This is a genomic window from Mycobacterium sp. ENV421, assembly GCF_002887815.1.
Classification (GTDB): Bacteria; Actinomycetota; Actinomycetes; order Mycobacteriales; family Mycobacteriaceae; genus Mycobacterium.
In genome coordinates this window covers 1-19753 of the sequence record NZ_PDHO01000047.1, presented here as the reverse complement: position 1 = coordinate 19753, position 19753 = coordinate 1, and the positions used below count along the sequence as shown (strand labels likewise).

Below are 19753 nucleotides of genomic sequence, written 5' to 3'. Positions count from 1 at the left end.
TACGAGGCAGTCATCACACCAACTATCGGGCAGCCCCGGCCCACGCCGGACTAAGTCGACGCCGCCTTGAGTGGACCCTGGCCGGCGTAAATGCATACATGCGTACTTACATGTAAGGCTACATGTAGACATGTTTACATGTTAGTTAGTAAGATCGCATCCATGAATGTTTCCGCAGATGGGCAGTGCGAAATCGTGGCGGTAGCGCTGCAAAAGGGAGGCGTGGGCAAGACCACCACCACCATCAACCTGGCTGCCAGCCTCGCTGCGATGGGGTTCCGCGTCCTCCTGATCGACATGGATCAGCAGGCCCACAGCACCAAGGGGCTCGGCGTCGACCTCGGCGCCGACGATGCCTCGATGTACGAGGTGCTGCACCCAGACAGGGCGATGCGGGTTCCGCTGCCGCAGGTCATCAGGTCGAGCCAGTTCGGCATCGACGTCGCGCCCGGCCATCTCGCGCTCAAGGAGCTGGAGCGCACGGGGCTCGGTTCGGGCGGTCAGCTGCGGCTAGCCCGCCAGCTCGACGACCTAGAGGGCTATGACTTCGTGCTGATGGACTGCCCGCCGGCATTGGGGGAGTTGACGACGGCGGCACTGGCGGCCGCCGATTACGTGTTGGCGGTCCTCAAGGCCGGCCCCGACGAAATCGACGGCCTGGTTGAGCTGGGCAACGCCGTTCTCGATGTTCAAGAGACGCTCAATCCTGACGTGGAAATCCGCTACGTGCTGCTAGCCGACTTTGACGGCAACCCGAAGGCCAGCAAGGACGTTCGCCGGCAGTTGCGCACCGATTGGGGGGAGTGGTCCGCAGGCGGGGCGTACCTGGGTGAAATCCCGCATACCGTGCGGGTGGTCGAGGCCAAAGGAAAACGCGTCCCCGTCCACGTACACGCCCCCACTTGCACGGCGGCAGTGGCATACCGAGAGATCGCCGAACGGATCGTGGCGAGGCGGCAAGCAGCATGAACGCAGCATCGAAACCCAGTGGCTTGGAGGTGGGGTCCACCAAGCCCCTGTCTCGTGCAGAGCGCCGGGCGCAGGCCGCCCGGGTCCAGGCCGAGGAGACTCCCGCGGCACCGGCACCGGCACCGGCAGCAGAGGCCGAGCCGCGACCGGACGATGAAACTCCGTCCGCACCTGAGGCGGCACCGGCACCGGCACCGGGCCAGGATCATGAGTCGGTCGAGCCGGCCGCAGTGCGGTTGAAGCCCCGGCAACGCAAGGCGAAGAACCCGTTCGCGACACAGCTGCACTCGGGAACGTTGGCGCGACTGGAATGGATCAAAGCGCGCGGATACGTCATCACCGACACCGTGGACGATGCCATCAACACCTACCTGGACGGCGCGGGCATCCCCAGGCCAGACCACAACGACCGCATGCCGTGATCAGGCGATCAGCCGGAGCAGTTTCCCGTAAACGTGCTGGTAGTAGCTGTTCACCCCCAAGGGCTGCACGGTAGGTAACTACCGTTCCTGCCCATGCACATCTACGTCGACGAGACCAAGCAGCGCGACTACCTGCTTGTGGCCAGCGTCCACGTCTCGACAGATCTCACCGGACTGCGCCAGATGGTGCGCGGTCTGCTCCTGCCTGGGCAGCGCTACCTGCACATGAAGGACGAGAAAGACGGCCGCAAACGCACCATCGCTCAGGCCTTCGTCGATGCCGGCGTGCAAGCCACCGTCTACCGCGTCGGTCCTCAACACCGCAACGAGCGCCAACGCCGGTCAGCATGTCTACAGGCCCTCGTTGACGACCACGCCAGCCTGGGCGAGGCGCACATCATCCTCGACGAGGACGAAACCATGGTGAAGTTCGACAACCAGAAACTCATCGAATACACCCGTGCCGCCGACTGCCGCGACACCCTGCGCTACGAGCACAAACAATCCCACGCCGAGGCCCTGCTGGCTGTCCCCGATGCCGTCGCCTGGTGCTGGGCCAAAGGTGGGTCCTGGCGCACTCTGATCGGCCCAGCGGTCACAGCCACGCGAGACGTCTGACCAGGCCCGAGAAAGCGCAAAGCCCGAGCGCCACGGTCGTCCGGCCGGGTCTCGGGCTCACTTCCTGAAGCTCAACGCAACAGGCACCAAGAATGCTACGGGCATAGGCATCAGTTGACAACAATGCGCATCCATTGACACCGCTGCGCATCCATTGACACCGCTCCGCATCAGTTGACACCACCCGCCACAAAAACATCACCAAAAGGGGCGTGTCCTGTATCAGATACCGCGATCTTGCTGGCAGTCTTCGAAACATGCCTCGACCCCGTAAAGGCGACCGCGTGGAACTGCTAACCCGCCCGGAGCGTCTCGTTTCCGAAAAGATCAAGCAGCAAGCCGCCGCCCGAGGCATGTCTGTCTCGCAATACGTGGCTGACCTGTTGGCCATCCAAGCCGGCCATCCAGAGCTGGTTCGCGAACTCAACAAGGAGGCCCTGCCGTTGGCGATGTGACGACATACGTCAGAGGCTCAACTTCTCGTCTTGGCGGCGAGCCTCTTGGCAGATGTGACATCTGAATAGCTGGCGTGCGGAAACCCCGCTGAATTGACGAAGGCCCCGCCTAGGGCGGGGCCACGTCTGGAGATTCAAACCGAGCTGCGAACTCGGTTCAGGGTTCTCCGCACCCATGTCCCCGAAGGGACTGTCTGATGGACAGCTCTCACGGTAGCGCACGCCTGCTCGACGTACCAGGTACGCCGCGCAACTCATGTGTTAATCGTGACCTCTCGACCGCCCGATCACGTCGGGCGAGCAGTACGTGGCCGACGTCGCTCGGTGCGTCTGTAGCTCCTGCCGCTCCCAGCCCGCGTGGCGTGCGCGCTCTGGCGAACGAACGACGCCGCGAGTGGGTGCAGCGCGCCGGGGCGTGTGCACCTCGCGCGCCGATGTGGACAAGTCGCGCCGGCTGGCTCGACGGTCTGCGCCAGTGGGCACTTTCACCGGCCTTGGGCCAGCTGTGCGCCGAGGAACGGGTGTCGATCACCTCGGCCACCCTGTTGTCGATCGCCGCGGTGATGGCCGAGCACGCCGACCACGCCACCGGCCGCCACGTCGCCGTCACGCGCGCGACGATCGCCTCCCGGGTGGGTTGTGACGTACGCACGATCACCGCTGCCTGGCGAGTCCTACGAGTGTCCCAGTGGGCCGTCGAGGCGCAGCGAGGCCACGGCTCACCAGGCACCCCCAGCATCGGCCGGCGCCCCTCGGTGTACCACCTGGTGCCGCGCCGCGATCCCCGTCCAGTCACGCGTCCAGTTGTGCATGATTTCCACCTACCGCCGCTAGGCGGTGTTGGTCTTTCTTCTCCCGTAGGGAGTTACTCACCAAGCGGGCGCGCAAGCGCACCCGCCCACAGAATCTCCGACAACACACCGCAACGAGCCCGGCCGTGGCGCAGCACCACGCGCCCGCTGGCCATCCAGCGACTCGCCGCTGGACTCCTCGCGATCACGCACGGCCTGGACCGCGCCCACATCGGCGCCATCTGCGACGCACTCACCGCCGCCGGCATTGACCCCGACGTGTGGTCAGCACGCGCAGTCAACGACAAGCTCAACGCCGACATGCGCGCCCGAGGGCTGACCTGGCCCGACCACATCGCCAATCCTGGCGCGTTCCTGCACAGCCGGTTACGTCGGCTGTCCTGGTCGCCCCCCGAGGCCCCGACAAAGGACGGCGGCTCCGCCGCCGTCAGCATCGACCAGACGCCGCGACCGGTGGTGCTCACCGAGGCGTCGCGGGCTCGGATCGCCGCGGCCCGAGAAGAGATCCGCCGCGTGCTCACCGACAGCGCCCAACGCACCAGCAGTGGGCACACCAACCGCACGCTCAACGCGCCTTCAGCGACACCGCGACGACGCGCGCGGTTGATAGCACGAAACGACGACGCACCTGATGGCCAGGACACGCCGCACAGACATTCAGCACCATGACCGGTTGCCAGCCAAGGCTGACACGGCACCGGCAGCTACATCCACGGGTTCGGCGTGGCGGGCAACGGCCACCCACGATCGACGGTGGACCTGCCGTTACCGACGACGTGCTCTCCGGTGACCAACCAACGCACCAGTGCGTCGGCCCCTGGGCCGCCGTGATCGATCAGCATGCACATCAACGCCGACTCCGCTGAGGTCACCCCAACCGCCTCGTCGTCGACGTCATCGATGCCACTGGGTGTGTAGAGAGCGTCGCGTTGCGGTGCGCTCCCGCCACCGCCTCACCAACCACATCTCGACCAGTTCCACCGCCACCTCGCACTGAGTCGCCCATTCACACAACAGCTCGCAGTACCGCAGATACTGCCCCCAGGTGAACCGGGCCGCGACCGGTTCACCCACCCACCCCAGATGAACTAGAGACGTGACTGCCTGCTGATCGAGCAGCTGCGGCCCCACCACCGGCCTCACCGCCGTCGAGGTTCGTAAGAGGGGACCGGTGACTGTGGGCGTGACGTGGTGGGTAACCCACAGGTATAGCGAGACCACGGCAGGGCCGACGCCGGGGGTGTGTGCCCAGCCCGACCACCGCCGCCCAGAGGTGGCGTCCGGGATCGCCTGCCAGGGGGTGTGTCGGCATGCCGCTAGGGCAGCGGTGACCGCATCCAACTCACCGCCCGACGATGCGGGGGTGCGGACGTCGGGGAAGCACCGGCGCCGGTCACGATCGGGATGTCCGGACAGCCACGCCGCGGCGCGGTAGAGCACGGCCAGATCGGGTGACCCAGGCACGGCTGACGGGTCGGTGTCGAGGTCGCCGGTGAGGTCCGCGCGGCGGAGGTAGCAGAGGCCGTGATCGGCGGGTGCGCCGTCGGCCTCGCGCCCGATGATTCGGGTGGGGATCGCGTGCCGCGTTAGTCGGGTGTTCCACCAGTCCAGGTCCATTCCGGCCATGTCGTCGCACACGCTGACCCCGTAGTCCTGCGCCTGACACCACGCCACGCATTCCTTTGGCAGCACCAGCCCCGCGTCCTGCTCGTTCACACCGCTCATCTCCCGTGACCTCCGACACCTATTCTACCCGACTAAGACCATTGGCACATTTGCACAAGTTTTGTGCGATGCTGGTGGTGCCGTCCGTTTGGCTCTTTCCCTAGCGGTTTGGCGGGCGGCCTTGGACGTGGTTGGGGGTGGTGTGGGTGTTGACGGTGGCGAAGTTGTCGCGGTGGTCGGTGAACTACTACAACGACACCGCCCGCGCGGCGGGGCAGGCTGCGAAGGATGCTCAAACCGCGGGTGGGGGGTTGGCGGAGTACTACTCGGAGCGGGATTCGCGGACCCCGGTGTGGGTGTGCGCCGGGGATGCGGCCGCGGCCGCGGAGATGGTGGGTTTGACCGACGGTGAGCGTGCCGGCGGGGATGCCGATCCCGAGGTGGTGGCGCGGTGGCTCGACGACGGATGCGCACCATCCGGGGAGTGCGGACGGTCCCACGGCAAGCGGGGGGTGCACGGTTTCGATCTGACGTTCTGCGCCCCCAAGAGTGTGTCGTTGGTGCGCGCGTTCGGTGATGACGTGACCCAGAAGGCGGTCGGTGCGGCGCATCAGGTGGCGATCACCGAAGCCCTGGAGTACCTGGCGGATCATGCGGGGTACAGCCGGGTGCACAATCCGATCACTGGTGAAAAGGACCTGGTTTCCTTGCCCGGTGTGGTGGCGGCGGCGTATCAGCACGAGACGTCGCGGGCGGGGGATCCGCACCTGCACACCCATGTCCTGGTGCCGAATCGGCAGGCCCGTTCCGATGGGAAGTTGGTGTCGTTGGATGGGACGTCGCTGATTCACGAAGCGCGGGCGGCGGGGATGATCTATCAGGCCACGCTGCGTCGGGAACTGCACCTGTCGGTGGGGATCGAATGGGCGCCAGTTGATCCGTCGACGGGGATGGCCGACGTCGCCGGGATCACCCCCACGATGATTCGGGCATGGTCGACACGGTCCACGCAGTTGCGGGAGTGGGCGGCCAACAACCTCACCGTCGTCGACAGTGCGAAAGGGCTCACGCAGGGGCAGTTGGCGGCCGCGCAGAAAGCCACCCGACCGGCCAAACCGGAGCATTTGGCGTGGGCGGAACTGCGCCAGCAATGGGCTGATGATGGGCGGGGTTTCGTCATCGACGAGGCCGCGCACCAAGCAGCCCGGGCGGCGCGGATCGCGACCGAGAAACGGGGGGTGAACCCCCTAAGACTGGCCCGCGCCGCGGCCGCGGGCATCGACAAACCAGCGTTCACCCGCGCTGATTTGGTGGAGGCGATCGCCCCGGTCCTGCCCGTGCACATCGAGGGCGCGCCGGGCACCCCGCGGACCCTGATCGAGGCAATCGTCGACCGGGTGGGGATGAGGATCACCGCGCAACGCACGGCAGCGCAGCGGGAAGGTTCCGAGCGGTTTACCGCCCCGGAAATCATCTCCGAAGAGGCCGCAGTCATCGGCCTGATCGACACCCGCAACGACCGCGCCGCACTCCCGGAAACGACCGTGACGGCGGCAGTTCAGGCCGCAGAATTGTCGGCGGATCAGGGCCGGGCGATCACCGCGATCGGCACGTCCCCGTGGCTGATTCAGCCGCTGTCCGCACCGGCCGGGGCGGGCAAGACCACCTCTCTCACAGCGCTGCGTTCGGCGGCGAACACAGACGGTCGGCGGGTGCTGGTGCTGGCCCCGACCGGCCAGGCCGTGGACGTCGCGGTCCGCGAAGGGGCCGGGGATGCAGGGTTCACGGTGGCGAAGGCGCTGCGATCCCTACGGGAGGGCACTTTGGCGTTGGATCCGTCGGTGCTGATCGTGGTGGATGAGGCCGGGATGGTCGGCACCACCGACCTCCACGAGTTGCTGTCGGCGACCACCGGGGCGGGGGTGAAGACGGTCTTGGTGGGTGATGCCCACCAATTGGCGCCGGTGAAGGCGAGGGGTGGGATGTTCGCCCAACTCTGCAGCGATGTGCCGTGGGCGCAGCGGTTGTCGGAGGTGTGGCGGATGACCGACGCGGCTGAACGCCAGTCGTCGTTGGCCGTTCGTGACGGTGGGCCGGCACTGCTGCGCCGCGCCGTCGGCTGGTACCGCCGCCAGAACCGGTTGCACACCGGGGACCCGGTCGCCATGGCCGCCGACGCCCTCGACGCGTGGCGGGCCGATCAGCGGGCGGGTCGGGATGGGTTGTTGATCGCCGACACCTGGGAGATGGCCGATGCCCTCAACACCCGCATCCACGGCGACACGATCAACCCCGACGCCCCCCACGTGGTGGCGGCGCGGGGACACCAGATCGCGGTCGGGGACGTGATCATCACCCGCCGCAACGACCCCACCATCTCGGTGTACGACGCCACCGAATACACGAAGGTGGACGGTGCGCCGGTGCGCAACGGTAACCGCTGGCAGGTCTTCGAAGTCGACCCGGACAACGACCGGATCGCGGCGCGGCGGATCTCCGATGGGGCCCGGGCGGCGTTCAGTGGGGACTACCTGACCGAGCACGTCACCCACGGCTACGCGGTCACCGTGCACGCCGCCCAAGGCGCCACCGCGGACACCACGCATGCCGTGTTGGGGGAGGGCGCGAACCGGGCCGCGGCGTACGTCGCGATGACCCGCGGCCGCGCATCCAACTCGGTGTATCTCTACGACAGGATCGCCGGGGAAGGCGACCACGAACACGCCGAACCCACCGTCGGGGTGCATCAGGCGCGGCGCGGCACCAGCGCCCAGGCCGCCGCCCTGCTGCGCACCGTGCTGGGACGTGACGACCGCGCCCGCACCGTCCTACAGACCGCCGCCGACACCGACCGCGCCCTACTGCCGGAGTCAGTGCAAGAGCTGCTCGACACCCACGACCGGACCGTCGCGGCGTGTCGGACCGCGTATCGCCGCCACCTCGGGAACGAGGCGGTGGAGCGGGAGGTGGCCGCCGAGCTCCCCGCACTGCGGGCCGCGGTCGAACTACTCGAGACCGCCGCCACAGGGCGCAGCGGCGCAGGCGGGTACCCCTACTCCGCCGCCGCGAAGGCGTTCGCCGAGATCGGCGAACCGCACCGCAAAGCGGTCGCCGCGATCGCCGGCGACCTGCACGCCGTGCAAGTCCTGACCATCCACCCCGACGCCGCCGACGACAAGCCCGCCGCCCTGGCCGCGATCACCGCCGCCGCCCGCGCCCACCAGAAGCGGATGCCGTTCTCCCACAACCAAGCCCGACCCGGTGTCCTCGCGTTGCCGGCGACCCAGGCTGCGGCCGACCGGGCTGCCGAGCTGGGGTACGCCGACACCATCCGCCGCCCCGGCTCGGCGGTGAAGCACTTCCAGGACGGCAGCTGGACGTTGCCGCCGGGCGGATCGCTGGTCATCGTCGACGACGCCGACCACCTCCACCCCACCCTGCTGGCTTCCCTGGTCGAGCTGGCCGCGACCCGCACCAACACCAAACTGCTCCTCATCACCACGGAGGGCACCGACCGCAGCGCGGATCGCACCAACGAGGGGGTCGAGGTGCTCCGGGAAGCCCTGCCCTGGGCCCAACACATCGGGACGCCCACCCGAAACAGCCAGCGCGACAACGTCATAGACCGCACCCGGCGCGACCTGGCCGCCGCCGCCGCCGGTGCCGGTGCCGGTGTCGAGGGTCCCGCCACCGTGGTGGCGGCGGAACTGTTGGCCCGCCACACCGACCAGGCCCGCACGTTCAGCGACGAGGTCACCGCACGGGAACGCTTCATCACCAGCATGACGCGCAGCCGCGACCGCGACCGTGGTCTGGACCGCGACGACGGTCTCGAACTCTGAAGACCGCCGTCGCGGTTGCTGCGGGTCGCCAGGGTTTAGTCGGGGATGCTGCGGTGATGGGCGTTCGAATGTGACGTCAGTCCGGCCGGAACGGCGCGTCGTTTAGGCGTGCCGCCACACCTTGACCGCGGAGAGCATCAGCAGGGCGGCTAGGAGCGGGATGAGCACCAGGCTCGGGACGTGGCCGAGTAACAGGCCGCCGACGAGTGTTCCGGTGATCGATCCGGCGGCCATGACCAGGACGAACCGGGTGTTGAGTCGGAGCACGGCGAAGCTTTGGTCTTGGCTGTAGCGGGCGAACGCGACGAGCATCGTCGGCAGGGAGACGATCAAGGACAGGCTGCCTGCGAGTTTGATGTCCACGGCGAACAGCAGCACGATCGCCGGGATCAGCAGTTCACCGCCGGCGACGCCCATCAACGCCGCCACGATGCCGATGAGTACACCCGCAACGACACCTGCGGTGATCCGCGCGGCCACCGGAAGATCGAGCGCACCGACATGGCCGAAGTGGGTGGCGACGAGCGTCGCCGCGATCCCGACGAGCAGCACCGCCAGGACGCGGTACAGCGTCGCCGACCGCATCCGAGTCGCCCAGCTCGCACCGATCCAGGCACCGAGAAGGCTACCGGCGAGCAGGTTCACCGCGATCGTCCAATGCGGGAAGACGTCGGCGAATGGGATGCTGAACAACCGCGCCGGCAGCGCGGTGGCCACGACGATCAGGCTCATCGCCTTGTTGAGGATCACCGCCTGCAGCGCGGCGAATCCGAACACTCCGATCAGCAGGGGGAGCCGGAATTCGGCACCTCCGAGCCCGATCAGCCCACCCAACAGCCCGATCACCGCACCCGATCCGAACACGGCCGGCCAGTGCCGTCGCCCGAAGCCGGGCTCCGCTGCACCAGTCTCGTCGCGGGCATTGATCACACCTTCGGACGGTAGACGCCCGCCGCCCGGTAACCGGGTTTTAGCCGACGCTCAGCACATGGCCGATGTGGTCGCGATGGCGCAGAAGTGCCCGCGGCGAGTCCAGGGCTACGGCACCGACGAGGATCGGTCCCTCGGGTGCGGGGCGGGTGAACCCAGCCACGAACCGCCGGCTCTCGGGTGTGCCGTCGAGGATGACCATCTCGGTGCCGAGGGCGGGCATTCCGAGGGATTGGATGCGGACACCGTGTTGGTGGGACCAGAACCGTGGGATCGGGGTGAACGGTCGGGCCGCGTGGGGGCCGGCGAGGAGGGCTTCGGCGGCGGCTTGGCCCATTTCGATGGCGTTGATCCAGTGTTCGATGCGGCGCGGTGTGGTGTCGAACCTCGTGTTGGGCCACTGGGCGATGTCACCAGCTGCGACAACGGATTCCACCGCGTTGCCTGCCACGTCCTGGGCGTGGCAGGTGGGTGTGCAGAGGACACCGTCGGTGAGGTCCAGGCCGCAGCCAGTCAGCCAGTCGGTGCGCGGAAACGTGCCGATCCCGACGACGGCGGCGTCGGCGGTGAGGGTTTCGCCGTCGTCGAGTGTGAGCTCTACCCCGGAGGGGGTTTCACTCCAGCCATGTACGCCCACGCCGAGGTGCAGCCGGACGCCGGCGTCGCGGTGGATGTCGCCGACGATGGCCCCCAATGCCGGGCCGAGGGAACGGGCGAGCAGCGTCGGGGTGAGGTCGACGATGGTGGCGTGCAGACCGCGGGCGCGGGCGGTGACGGCGATTTCGCAGCCGATGAACCCGCCCCCGACGATCGCCACGTGATTCGCCTTGGCGAGTGCGCGGTCGATGGCGTCGGCGTCGGCCAGGGTGTGCAGCATCCGCACGTGCGGCAGATGTACGGGGGCGTCGGGCAGGTGGCGGGCTTGCACGCCGGTGGCGATGATCAGCCCGTTGAAGTCGAGGTGTTCACCGCCGGGCAGCAGGAGGTGGTGCTGGTCGAGGTCGAGCCCGAGGATCGGGGTGCCCAGGCGCCACGTCGCGTCCAGCTCGGTGTAGCTGCGTAGCGGGAGATCGTGTCGCGACACCTCGCCGGTGAGAAGGCCTTTCGACAGCGGTGTGCGGTTGTAGGGCCGGTGCGGTTCGTCGCCGACGATCACGACCTCCCCGGTGTGCCCGCGTTCGCGGAGCCGTTCGGCCGCTGACAGTCCGGCCAAGCCGGCCCCGGCGATGACGATCCGATGTGCGGTCGTCCGGGTGGTCACGGGCGGCGCTCGGTGAGGGTGATGGCCTGGGTCGGGCAGCACCGGGCGGCTTGGCGGACCGCGTCGCTGTCACCGCCGGCGGCGCGGCTGTGGTAGCGCAGCCGCCCGTCGGCACCGAGATCGAACACGTCGGGGGCTTCGGCCTGGCAGATGCCGTAGAGCTGGCAGTGACTCTTGTCGACGCTGACGGTCACCGGCGGTCGATCGGTCATCCTCACGCCTCTTTCGGGGCGAAGCGCAGCCCGACGGCGGTGGTGGCGGGCAGGATCCGCAGCACCCACAACAGGACGCAGGCGGCGGCCAGCCCGAACACCGCGATCCCGACCAAGCCAAAGGTCTGGACTTCGGCGGAGGTGGTGATGGTGTGGACCAGTGACAGGGCGAACGCGGCGTAGGCCAGGTAGTGCAGCAGATGCCACCGCCGATACCCCAGCCGGCGTTGCACCACGATCGACAGTGCGATCGCCACCGCCAACTCCAAACCGACGATGCCCAGGCCGACCTCGAACTCACCGCCGGCGACGAACGGGATCACCGCGTTGAACGGGGTGAAGTGTTCCCCGGTCTGGAAGACGTAGGACACCGCGTGCAGCACCCCAAAGGTCAAGGTGCTCACCGCCAGGACCATGTGCGTACTGGTCAATGCGGGGCGGGTGATCTGGCGCCGCGCCCACCCGGTGGTGGTCAGGATCCCGAAGCACACCGTCAGTGCCATCATCCCGTAACACAGGTAGCCGGCGATCGTCGCGATGTGCCGCACCCCCTGGTCATAGGGGGTGTAGTCGCCTTCGGCGACCAGTCGTGCACCCTGTGTCAGTGCGGTGTTCCTCGCCCACACCAGCATCGTGATCTCCTGACCGTTACTGTCGACCTGTTGTTCTTACGTTCTGTAAGAGTCTTACACGACGTAAGATTAGTGGGTGCGGTGGGCGCACCGGTCACACATCGAGTTCGGGGTGCCGAGGTGGTGGAGGTGGTGCAGATGAGCGGTCGATCTTCACGGGTGCGGCGGGAGTCCGGGGCGTTGGAGTCCGAGGTGCTCTCCGCGCTCTGGGCGGCGGCCGGGCCGGTGACCGCCGCGCAGGTGCATGAGGCGCTCGAGGCGCCGGATCTGGCCTACAAGACCGTGCTCACGGTGGTGTCACGGCTGTTCGACAAGGGGCAGCTGCACCGCAAGAAGGCCGGCCGGGCTTTCGTGTACTGGCCGGTCCGGGCCCGCGCCGAGCACGCCGCCGGCCTGATGACCGCGGTGCTGGCCGGAGACGTCGACCGCACCGCGGTGCTGCAGGGCTTCGTCGACGCCCTGGACGCCGACGACGAAGCGGCGCTGCGGACCCTCCTGGATCGCAGCCGCGAGCGACGCCGATGATCTATACCGTCTACCTGCCGCTGCTCGCAGTGCTCATCCTGGCCGGGATGGCCCCGGTGCTCGGGCAGTGGCTGTCCCCATCCGTCGCGACCCGGGTCCTGGGCGCGGTCGCCCTCCTCACCGGGACCGCGACGGTGACGACGTTGCTCCTCCTCGGTATCGGCGGCGTCCTGCGCCCAGTGGCGCTGGTGGGCTGGGGATTGGACCCCGACACTGCCCGCGCATTGCTGGCCGCGGATTCGGTGCCCTGGCCGCTGGGCGCCGCCGCGACGATGATGCTCGCGGTGGCTGTGGTGCGGGCCTGGCGGGTGATCCGCGGGGAACGGGCGGCACTGAACGATCTGCGTCGGGTGGTGGCCGGCCACGACGGCGAGTTGCTCGTCCTCGACGACGAACGGCCCTACGCCTACGCGGTCCCGTCGGGTCTGGGGACGATCATCGTGTCCACCGCCATGCTCAGCACCCTCGACGCAGCCGAGCGTCGGGCGATGCTGGCCCATGAACGCGCGCACCTGAGCGGACATCACCACCGCTACCGGATGGTCTCCCGACTCGCCGCCGCGGTCAATCCGGCACTGCGGCAACTGGATCGCCAGATCGGCTTCCAGATCGAACGCTGCGCCGACGAACACGCCGCCACCGCGACCGGGCGCCCGGTCGCGGCCCGATCGCTGGCCCGCGCCGCACTGGCCGGACCAGCTGGATCCTCCGGGGTGCTGGCGTACGCGGAACACGCGGTGGCCTCCCGGGTGCGGGCACTGAGCACCGGTCCCACACCGGATCGGTGGATCGCGGTCCTGCCCAGCCTCGTCCTCGCGGCGATGGCGATGGCGGCGTTGGCCGACGCGGCCGGAGCCTGCTGCCGACTCCTCGCCATGCTCTGATGAGCAGTCCGGTCCGCGCCTCGGGCGGGGTCAGTGCGTGGCGTTTCATCGTGTCCTTCGGCACGATCAGCCTGCTCGCGGACTTCGTCTACGAAGGCGCCCGCTCCATCACCGGCCCCCTGCTGGCGTCCCTGGGGGCGACGGCCCTGGTGGTCGGGGTGGTCACCGGCATCGGGGAGGCCTCCGCGCTGCTGCTGCGGCTGGTGTCGGGCCCGCTGACCGACCGCACCCAACGGTTCTGGGCCTGGACGATCGCCGGTTACGCCCTGACCGTGATCACCGTCCCCGTGCTCGGTCTCACCGGAATCCTCTGGGTGGCATGCGGTTTGGTAATCGCCGAACGGGTCGGCAAGGCCATCCGCAGCCCCGCGAAGGACACCCTGCTGTCCTTCGCCGCGGGCGCGACCGGCCGCGGCCGCGGGTTCGCCGTGCATGAAGCCCTCGACCAGATCGGCGCCCTGATCGGCCCGCTGGTGGTGGCCGGGATGCTCGCCCTCACCGGCGGGCACTACGGCCCCGCACTCGGAGTCCTGGCCATCCCCGGGGTGGCCGTCCTAGCGCTGCTGGTGCGGTTGCGCATCCGCGTCCCCAACCCCGCCATCTACGAACCCACGCCTGCGCCAACGGAATCCGCGCACGAGGGATCGGACCGACCGGTGACCCGATGGTGGGCGGCGATGCCCCGACAATTCTGGATCTACTCCGTCTTCACCGCCGCCACCATGCTCGGTTTCGCCACCTTCGGGGTGCTGTCCTTCCACATGGTGGCCCGCGGCATCCTTCCGGCCGCGGCGGTCCCGTTGATCTACGCCGCAGCGATGGGGGTCGACGCGCTGGCGGCGCTGGCCACCGGGTGGGCGTATGACCGCACCGGCCCCCGTGTTCTGATCGTGCTGCCGATCTTGGCGATCGCCATCCCCGTCGCGGCGTTCACCACCAACACGTGGTGGGTGATCGCCGGGGCCTTGCTGTGGGGAGCCGCGGTCGGCATCCAGGAATCGACGCTGCGAGCCGTGGTCGCCGACCTCGTCGCGCCCGATCGACGGGCCAGCGCCTACGGCCTCTACGCCGCCGTCCTGGGTGTGGCCACCGCCGGCGGCGGGGCGTTGACCGGATACCTCTACGAACACTCCACCGCCACCTTGATCACCGTCGTGGTAACGGTGCAGGTTCTCGCGCTGGTGTTCCTGGCCGTCACCACACTGCGTCGCAAGGTCACTGTTTAACCGTCACTTCCGGGTGCTTGCTGGCTCAGCTCGCCTCATGGTGGGCTTTGGCCTTTGGTGTGGGCCAGCCGGTGGGAGTCGGTGCCGATCTCGATGGTGTTGCCGCCGAACGCAAGTCGGTCGACAATCGCCCACGCATAGTCGCGGATCGGTGAAAGTCTTCGTCCAGGAGTCGAAGCTGTCGTTGGAGGCGATGGCCACGCTGTTCTTCTCTTCGCGTTCGGTCAACACCTGGAACGGCAATTCGGCTCCGCGACGGTCCTAATCCGTGTAGCCCAATTGTTGTCTCAACAGTCTGCGGGTGTGTGTCGCGCAAGGTGTCGATTAGACCGGATTCACGCGGCGTGGGGCGGTGGGCGCCATGTTCCAGGGGCTGGGTCGGGGCAGTTGTCGGCGGGGAGGGCTTGGGCCATGGTGAGCAGTTCGGCGCGCAGCGTGGTGAGTCGGGCGATCTCGGCGTCGAGGTCGGTGAGCCGGCGGTGTAGGAGGGTGGCAGCGGGTTCGCAGGGGCAGACGCCGGTGTCGCGGATGGCGAGCAGGTCGCCGATCTGGTCGAGGCGCAGCCCGAGGCGTTGAGCTCCTTGGATGAACCGCAGCCGGTCGAGGGTGGCGGTGTCGTAGCGGCGGTGCGCCCCGCTGGTCCGGCGCGGGTTGGGTAGGAGGCCGATGCGTTCGTAATAGCGGATGGTGTCGGGTTTCACGCTGGCCTGGGTGGCCAGCGCGGCGATCGTCCAGCCCTGAGCGGGCCTGGTGGTGGTCTCGGCCATGGCACTGATTCTTCCGCGGATTTGGGGTTGACTCTGGAGTGCACTCCAAGTTCTAGAGTAGTCGATAGACGCCGCACGAGTCCTCGGCGAGCGTTGACCCTTGGAGGGAGTGACCCGTGACGAGTCGACCGATTGCGCCGCTGCCAGGTACCGAAACGGCTGGAGCCGCAATGGAACTGGAGTGCGGCGGGTGTGGCGATAGCTGCTCGACTGCGTCGTCGCTGGCCGCCGGGTCGGGCCGGTTCGGCTTCGCCCGGCCGGTGTTGACGTTGTTCGGGCTGATCGTGGGCCTGGTGCTGCTGGTGGTGGTGGTCGGTGAATGGCTGGGGATCTTCGAGCAGCTCACCGATCGGGTGCCGTTCCTGGTAGGCCTGGCGTTGGTTCTGGTCGGGGGTTTCCCGATCTTCCTCAACGTCGCCCGGGCCGCACTGCGGGGCAAGGTCACCTCGCACACGTTGATGACGGTGGGGGTGGCCGCGGCGTTGGCGGTGGGTCAGTGGCCGGTGGCGGCGGTGGTGGTGGTGTTCATGCACGTGGCCAACTACGCCGAACGGTTCACCGAGGACAGGGCGCGGCGGGCAGTGCGGGCGCTGGCCGCGCTGGCGCCGACCACCGCGCGGGTGTACCGCGACGGGGTCGAAGTCCAAGTACCGGTCGAGGCGGTGCAGGTCGGGGACACGGTGATCGTGCGCCCAGGTGAACAGATCCCGGTGGACGGCACCGTGACCGCGGGGGCCGCCACAGTGGACCAGGCGGCCATCACCGGGGAATCGATGCCGGTCGAAGCCGGGCCGGGCAGCCGGGTGTTCGCCGCGTCGTTCGCCCGCCTCGGAGCGCTGCGCGTGCACGTGACCGGGGTGGGTGCGCAGAGCACCTTCGGGCGGGTCGTCGCCATGGTGGAGCAGGCCGAGATCCACCGGGCCCCGGTGCAACGCATCGCCGACCGGTTCTCCGCCTACTACCTGCCCGTGGTGATCACGGTGGCCGCGTTGACCTTCCTGCTGACCAACGACGTGCTGGCCACGGCCGCGGTGCTGGTGGTGGCTTGCTCCTGCTCATTCGCGATGGCCACCCCAGTCGCGGTGCTGGCCTCGATCGGCGCCGCCGCCGGGCAGGGGCTGCTCATCAAGGGCGGCCGCTACCTCGAAGCGCTGGCCAAGGCCGATGTGCTGCTGATCGACAAGACCGGCACCCTGACCCTGGGCCGCCCGCAGATCACCGACATCCTCCCCCTGGCCGGGCGCTCCGAACTCGAGGTGCTGCGGCTGGCGGCGAGTGCCGAACGCTACTCCGAACACCCACTGGCCGAAGCGGTCCGCACCGCCGCCACCGGGCGCGATGTTCCGCTGGCCGAACCCAGCGACTTCCGGGCGATCCCCGGCCACGGCGTGCAGGCGACCGTTGACGGCGCCACCATCGCGGTCGGGGGGCCGCGACTGCTCGGTGCGGCCGCCCACGACCCGCGGGTGCGTGACCTCGTCGATGCCGGCAAAACCCTGCTCGCCGTCACCGTCGATGACACCCTCGTCGGCGTGCTGGCCGCCGCCGACACCCCGCGACCGGACATCCCCGCCGCGTTGGCCGAGATGCACGGGCTGGGCTTCGAACAGATCGAAATGCTCACCGGCGATCACGAGGCCACCGCCGCGGCGGTCGCCGGTCCGCTCGGGATCGGCTACCGGGCCGGGCTACTACCCGAAGACAAGATCGCCATCGTGCAGGAGTATCAGGGCCGCGGGCATCGGGTGGTGATGGTCGGCGACGGCGTCAACGACGCCCCCGCGCTGGCGCAGGCCGACGTCGGCATCGCGATGGGTGCTGCGGGCAGCGACATCGCCATCGAGGCCGCCCACATCGCGCTGATGCGCGAAGACTGGATGCTGGTTCCGGCCGCGGTGCGCATCGCCCGGCGCACCGCGCGGGCAATCAGACTCAACATCGGCTTCACCGCTGGCTACAACCTCGTGGGCCTGTCCCTGGCGGCGACCGGGCTGCTGCCAATGATGCTGGCCGCCGCCGCCCAATCCGTGCCCGACCTCGGCATCCTCGCGAACTCCGCCCGCCTGCTACGCCCCCGTGGCGGACGTCGGCGGGATGTCGGGGTTGAACTTGGAGCCGGGTCCAAGTCATAGCCTTTCGGGCGTGACCAACGCCGACCGTCAACGCACCCGAACCTTCCGCACCGTGCGGGCTGTCCGCAGAGGCGCGCAGCGCAACTGGGTCAACCTCCTAGGGGTCGCGGTGGTCGTCGTCTTCCTCGCCGTCATGGTGGGAGTGACGCTGGCCCACCGACACACCAACGCCACACCGGCCGACGGTTCCGGCTCCACCACCGTCGATTCCGCGGCGCCACCCGGGATACAAACCGGCGCCGCGCCGTGGCAGCCCGAATACGCGCACCTGCCCGCGCGGCTTGCCGCGCTGCGCCTGCCGCCCAACGGGGACGAGAGCTACCACATCCATGCCCACATGGCGGTCTACGTCGATGGGCAACCCGTGACCGTTCCCGCCGACATCGGCATCTCCGCGGCCGCCGGGCTCGAATCGCCGATGCATACCCACGACACCACCGGGGTCGTCCACATCGAAGCGTCCCAACCGTCGAACGCCTTCACCCTCGGCGCGTTCCTCGACCTATGGGGTGTCTCCTTCACCGGCGACCAACTCGGCGGCTACCACAACACCCAGGACAAGGCCGTCCACGTCTACGCCAACGGCCAACCGATCACCGACCCCGCCCGCTACCCGCTGCACCGCCACGACGACATCGTCATCGGCTACGGCAGCCCAAACTCCTTCCCCCATGCGGTGTCCTTCACCTGGCCAGACGGCGAATAACTGGGGCGAGCCGCGCAACAGGCAGATCATTCGCTCCGGTATCGGGTGCTTGTCTCGAATGTAGAGAAATGAGACAGGCGTGCGGGACCACTCCCCCGTCGCATCGCCCCAGGTGGCGCTGTCTCATATCTCGTCTCACACCGCGTGTCTCGCATCTGCCCTGTCACCGCCAGGTGAGACAGTCGACGAATGACAGCCACTCTCGGCTACGCCCGGATCAGCACCACCGGCCAGGAACTCACCGCCCAACGAACCGCCCTCGCAGCGGCCGGCGTGGACCCCGAGCGGGTTTTCACCGACGAACTCTCTGGAGCGGTCGGCACCGCCCGTCCCGGTCTCGCCGCGCTGCTCGACTACGCACGAAGCGGAGACACCGTTGTGGTAGCCGCCATTGACCGCCTCGGGCGCTCAGCCGCCGAAGTCACCCGTACCATCGCCGACCTCGACAAGCGAGAAATCGTGCTGCGCGCCCTCCGCGAGGGCATCGACACCGCAACCCCCACCGGCCGCGCTGTCGCCGCCATCATGGCGACCCTGGCTGAACTGGAACTCGAACTCGGCCGCGAACGACGCGCCGCATCACGTGAAGCCCGCCGATCGCGCAGCCTGCCAGCCACCAAGCCGCCGAAGCTCAGCGCCGCCCGCCAGGAACAGCTATGCCGGCTGGCGGCCACCGGCGAACCGGTCGACGAGCTCGCCGCTGCATTCGGCATAGGACGTGCGACCGCGTACCGGTATTTGAGCCGGGGTCGCGCCACGTGAACGAGATCCCGCGTACCCCAGCACCAGGTGGTGACGACCCCCGCATCGAGCTAATGCGCAAGGTGACAAAGCTCGAATCCCGGTACGCCGATCGAGTGGAGGAGACGGAGGCTGCCTGGATGGCGGTGGTCAACGTGGCACTTGAGCGGTGGCGCACATCTTGGCAGGAGCAGACGTCGACACCGGAGCTAAACCCCGAGCTGAGCCGGAAGTTTCGAGTCTGTTTTCCGCTGGCCGCTCACGCGCTGAACCACGTCGAGGCCGCGGTTACTCTGCATTCGTCATCACCCTGGGTGGCCATGTCATCTGTTCGGATCGCGTTCGAGCACGCGCTGACCGCGCAGTGGGTCCTTTGGACCAAAGGCGGGGAAGACCTGCTCGCACAACAGATGTCACTACAGGATCACCGACGGTCGAGTGAGTTTGTTGACGCGGTCGTGCGAGCCGCCGCTGATACACCCGACCTGGCTGAGTCCGCCGCCCTGGCCGAAGAGTTGGGTGAGTTTATCGGCGAGAAACCAGTCTCGGACTGGACGGTCTTCAAACTCTGCGAGAGGTTCTCTTCCACCCGCTTGCTCTATGGGATCTACCGCGATCTATCGCAGGCAGTCCATCCGACGTATGGACTCGTCCGTGCGCACTTCGACATCACGCCTCCCCCGGATGTCGTCGTAGGTCCTATAAATCCGTTCGGGGCCGAATTGGATTTGCCCGAGCTGATTCGCGGTATGGCCGTTTCAAGCCTGTGGGCGCTCTACGTCCTCGAAGTATCGAAAGCTGGGCACCCGGACGCTGCCGAGGTGCTCCGCCTAGGCGAAGAAGCCGGACTGCCCGTCGACCTGCGCGCCAGCGATCTCCAACCACACCTCCAGCCCGACTACGAGGCAGTCATCACACCAACTATCGGGCAGCCCCGGCCCACGCCGGACTAAG

At 68.2% G+C, this 19753-nt stretch carries 20 protein-coding genes and 1 pseudogene; 13 read left to right on the top strand and 8 right to left on the bottom strand.

Annotation, left to right across the window (positions count from 1 at the left end; genetic code table 11):
• Window positions 1-162 precede the first annotated feature (162 nt).
• The 5 genes from CRM90_RS27545 (at window position 163) to CRM90_RS27525 (ending at window position 3945) form a co-directional block, all read left to right on the top strand.
• On the top strand, window positions 163-969 hold the full coding sequence (locus CRM90_RS27545) for a ParA family protein (RefSeq protein ID WP_102810058.1): 807 nt from the start codon (window positions 163-165) through the stop codon (window positions 967-969).
• Complete coding sequence (locus tag CRM90_RS27540) at window positions 966-1391, top strand: hypothetical protein (RefSeq protein WP_102810057.1); 426 nt, start codon at window positions 966-968, stop codon at window positions 1389-1391. Before CRM90_RS27545 ends, CRM90_RS27540 begins: the two co-directional genes overlap by 4 nt.
• 93 nt (window positions 1392-1484) lie before the next feature.
• Window positions 1485-2009 (top strand): hypothetical protein, encoded by a 525-nt coding sequence (locus CRM90_RS27535; protein ID WP_102810056.1) that lies wholly within the window; start codon window positions 1485-1487, stop codon window positions 2007-2009.
• Between the two features lie 284 nt (window positions 2010-2293).
• Complete coding sequence (locus CRM90_RS27530; RefSeq protein ID WP_308195097.1) at window positions 2294-2464, top strand: toxin-antitoxin system; 171 nt, start codon at window positions 2294-2296, stop codon at window positions 2462-2464.
• A 434-nt stretch (window positions 2465-2898) separates the two neighbouring features.
• Window positions 2899-3945, top strand: a complete 1047-nt coding sequence (locus CRM90_RS27525; RefSeq protein ID WP_233209549.1) for a rep protein — start codon at window positions 2899-2901, stop codon at window positions 3943-3945.
• 35 nt (window positions 3946-3980) lie between these two features.
• Here the strand turns inward: CRM90_RS27525 and CRM90_RS30575 are convergent, their stop codons facing one another.
• Together CRM90_RS30575 and CRM90_RS27520 are read right to left on the bottom strand one after the other, a co-directional pair.
• Window positions 3981-4148 (bottom strand): hypothetical protein, encoded by a 168-nt coding sequence (locus CRM90_RS30575; RefSeq protein WP_158249073.1) that lies wholly within the window; start codon window positions 4146-4148, stop codon window positions 3981-3983.
• 22 nt (window positions 4149-4170) lie between these two features.
• The gene (locus CRM90_RS27520) at window positions 4171-5001 is read right to left on the bottom strand and encodes an 8-oxoguanine DNA glycosylase OGG fold protein (protein ID WP_102810054.1); all 831 of its coding nucleotides are present in this window, start codon (window positions 4999-5001) and stop codon (window positions 4171-4173) included.
• Between the two features lie 146 nt (window positions 5002-5147).
• Here CRM90_RS27520 and mobF point away from each other — a divergent pair, with 146 nt between their 5' ends.
• Window positions 5148-8783 (top strand): MobF family relaxase, encoded by a 3636-nt coding sequence (gene mobF, locus CRM90_RS27515; RefSeq protein ID WP_102810061.1) that lies wholly within the window; start codon window positions 5148-5150, stop codon window positions 8781-8783.
• 102 nt (window positions 8784-8885) lie between these two features.
• Here mobF and CRM90_RS27510 read toward each other — a convergent pair whose 3' ends face one another.
• The 4 genes from CRM90_RS27510 to CRM90_RS27495 are packed head-to-tail and all read right to left on the bottom strand — an operon-like array spanning window position 8886 to window position 11818.
• Complete coding sequence (locus CRM90_RS27510; RefSeq protein ID WP_233209548.1) at window positions 8886-9713, bottom strand: sulfite exporter TauE/SafE family protein; 828 nt, start codon at window positions 9711-9713, stop codon at window positions 8886-8888.
• Between the two features lie 40 nt (window positions 9714-9753).
• Window positions 9754-10974, bottom strand: a complete 1221-nt coding sequence (locus CRM90_RS27505; protein WP_158249072.1) for an NAD(P)/FAD-dependent oxidoreductase — start codon at window positions 10972-10974, stop codon at window positions 9754-9756.
• Window positions 10971-11186, bottom strand: a complete 216-nt coding sequence (locus CRM90_RS27500) for a ferredoxin (protein WP_102810052.1) — start codon at window positions 11184-11186, stop codon at window positions 10971-10973. Before CRM90_RS27500 ends, CRM90_RS27505 begins: the two co-directional genes overlap by 4 nt.
• Before the next feature lie 2 nt (window positions 11187-11188).
• Window positions 11189-11818: a ferric reductase-like transmembrane domain-containing protein gene (locus CRM90_RS27495; RefSeq protein ID WP_102810051.1), complete on the bottom strand. Its 630-nt coding sequence runs from the start codon at window positions 11816-11818 to the stop codon at window positions 11189-11191.
• A 138-nt stretch (window positions 11819-11956) separates the two neighbouring features.
• Between CRM90_RS27495 and CRM90_RS27490 the strand changes: the two genes are divergently transcribed.
• Genes CRM90_RS27490 through CRM90_RS27480 form a run of 3 tightly spaced genes read left to right on the top strand, consistent with a single transcriptional unit; the run spans window position 11957 to window position 14453 of the window.
• Window positions 11957-12343, top strand: coding sequence for a BlaI/MecI/CopY family transcriptional regulator (locus CRM90_RS27490; protein WP_102810059.1), 387 nt, complete (start codon window positions 11957-11959; stop codon window positions 12341-12343).
• A complete protein-coding gene (locus CRM90_RS27485; protein ID WP_102810050.1) occupies window positions 12340-13227 on the top strand; it encodes a M56 family metallopeptidase in 888 nt (295 codons plus the stop codon). The genes CRM90_RS27490 and CRM90_RS27485 overlap by 4 nt, the downstream gene beginning before the upstream one ends.
• A complete protein-coding gene (locus CRM90_RS27480) occupies window positions 13227-14453 on the top strand; it encodes an MFS transporter (protein ID WP_102810049.1) in 1227 nt (408 codons plus the stop codon). Before CRM90_RS27485 ends, CRM90_RS27480 begins: the two co-directional genes overlap by 1 nt.
• 35 nt (window positions 14454-14488) lie before the next feature.
• Here the strand turns inward: CRM90_RS27480 and CRM90_RS27475 are convergent.
• Together CRM90_RS27475 and CRM90_RS27470 are read right to left on the bottom strand one after the other, a co-directional pair.
• Window positions 14489-14714, bottom strand: a pseudogene (locus CRM90_RS27475) (ATP-binding protein); the annotation flags it as partial.
• Between the two features lie 74 nt (window positions 14715-14788).
• Window positions 14789-15220, bottom strand: a complete 432-nt coding sequence (locus tag CRM90_RS27470; protein WP_102810048.1) for a MerR family transcriptional regulator — start codon at window positions 15218-15220, stop codon at window positions 14789-14791.
• A 116-nt stretch (window positions 15221-15336) separates the two neighbouring features.
• Here CRM90_RS27470 and CRM90_RS27465 point away from each other — a divergent pair, with 116 nt between their 5' ends.
• The 4 genes from CRM90_RS27465 to CRM90_RS27450 all read left to right on the top strand — a co-directional run bounded on the left by CRM90_RS27465 (window position 15337) and on the right by CRM90_RS27450 (window position 19752).
• Window positions 15337-17352, top strand: a complete 2016-nt coding sequence (locus tag CRM90_RS27465; RefSeq protein WP_233209547.1) for a heavy metal translocating P-type ATPase — start codon at window positions 15337-15339, stop codon at window positions 17350-17352.
• Window positions 17353-17362: 10 nt separating this feature from the next.
• On the top strand, window positions 17363-18058 hold the full coding sequence (locus CRM90_RS27460) for a hypothetical protein (RefSeq protein WP_102810046.1): 696 nt from the start codon (window positions 17363-17365) through the stop codon (window positions 18056-18058).
• Window positions 18059-18247: 189 nt separating this feature from the next.
• A complete protein-coding gene (locus CRM90_RS27455; RefSeq protein ID WP_102810045.1) occupies window positions 18248-18820 on the top strand; it encodes a recombinase family protein in 573 nt (190 codons plus the stop codon).
• Complete coding sequence (locus CRM90_RS27450; protein ID WP_142391470.1) at window positions 18817-19752, top strand: DUF5677 domain-containing protein; 936 nt, start codon at window positions 18817-18819, stop codon at window positions 19750-19752. The genes CRM90_RS27455 and CRM90_RS27450 overlap by 4 nt, the downstream gene beginning before the upstream one ends.
• Window position 19753: the final 1 nt, after the last annotated feature.

Coding starts and splice junctions, on each gene's coding strand:
- CRM90_RS27535 (WP_102810056.1), top strand. CDS start 1,485: ATGCACATCTACGTCGACGAGACCAAGCAGCGCGACTACCTGCTTGTG.
- CRM90_RS27540 (WP_102810057.1), top strand. CDS start 966: ATGAACGCAGCATCGAAACCCAGTGGCTTGGAGGTGGGGTCCACCAAG.
- CRM90_RS27485 (WP_102810050.1), top strand. CDS start 12,340: ATGATCTATACCGTCTACCTGCCGCTGCTCGCAGTGCTCATCCTGGCC.
- CRM90_RS27545 (WP_102810058.1), top strand. CDS start 163: ATGAATGTTTCCGCAGATGGGCAGTGCGAAATCGTGGCGGTAGCGCTG.
- CRM90_RS27455 (WP_102810045.1), top strand. CDS start 18,248: ATGACAGCCACTCTCGGCTACGCCCGGATCAGCACCACCGGCCAGGAA.
- CRM90_RS27470 (WP_102810048.1), bottom strand. CDS start 15,220: ATGGCCGAGACCACCACCAGGCCCGCTCAGGGCTGGACGATCGCCGCG.
- CRM90_RS27480 (WP_102810049.1), top strand. CDS start 13,227: ATGAGCAGTCCGGTCCGCGCCTCGGGCGGGGTCAGTGCGTGGCGTTTC.
- CRM90_RS27490 (WP_102810059.1), top strand. CDS start 11,957: ATGAGCGGTCGATCTTCACGGGTGCGGCGGGAGTCCGGGGCGTTGGAG.
- CRM90_RS27500 (WP_102810052.1), bottom strand. CDS start 11,186: ATGACCGATCGACCGCCGGTGACCGTCAGCGTCGACAAGAGTCACTGC.
- CRM90_RS27525 (WP_233209549.1), top strand. CDS start 2,899: ATGTGGACAAGTCGCGCCGGCTGGCTCGACGGTCTGCGCCAGTGGGCA.
- CRM90_RS27495 (WP_102810051.1), bottom strand. CDS start 11,818: ATGCTGGTGTGGGCGAGGAACACCGCACTGACACAGGGTGCACGACTG.
- CRM90_RS27520 (WP_102810054.1), bottom strand. CDS start 5,001: ATGAGCGGTGTGAACGAGCAGGACGCGGGGCTGGTGCTGCCAAAGGAA.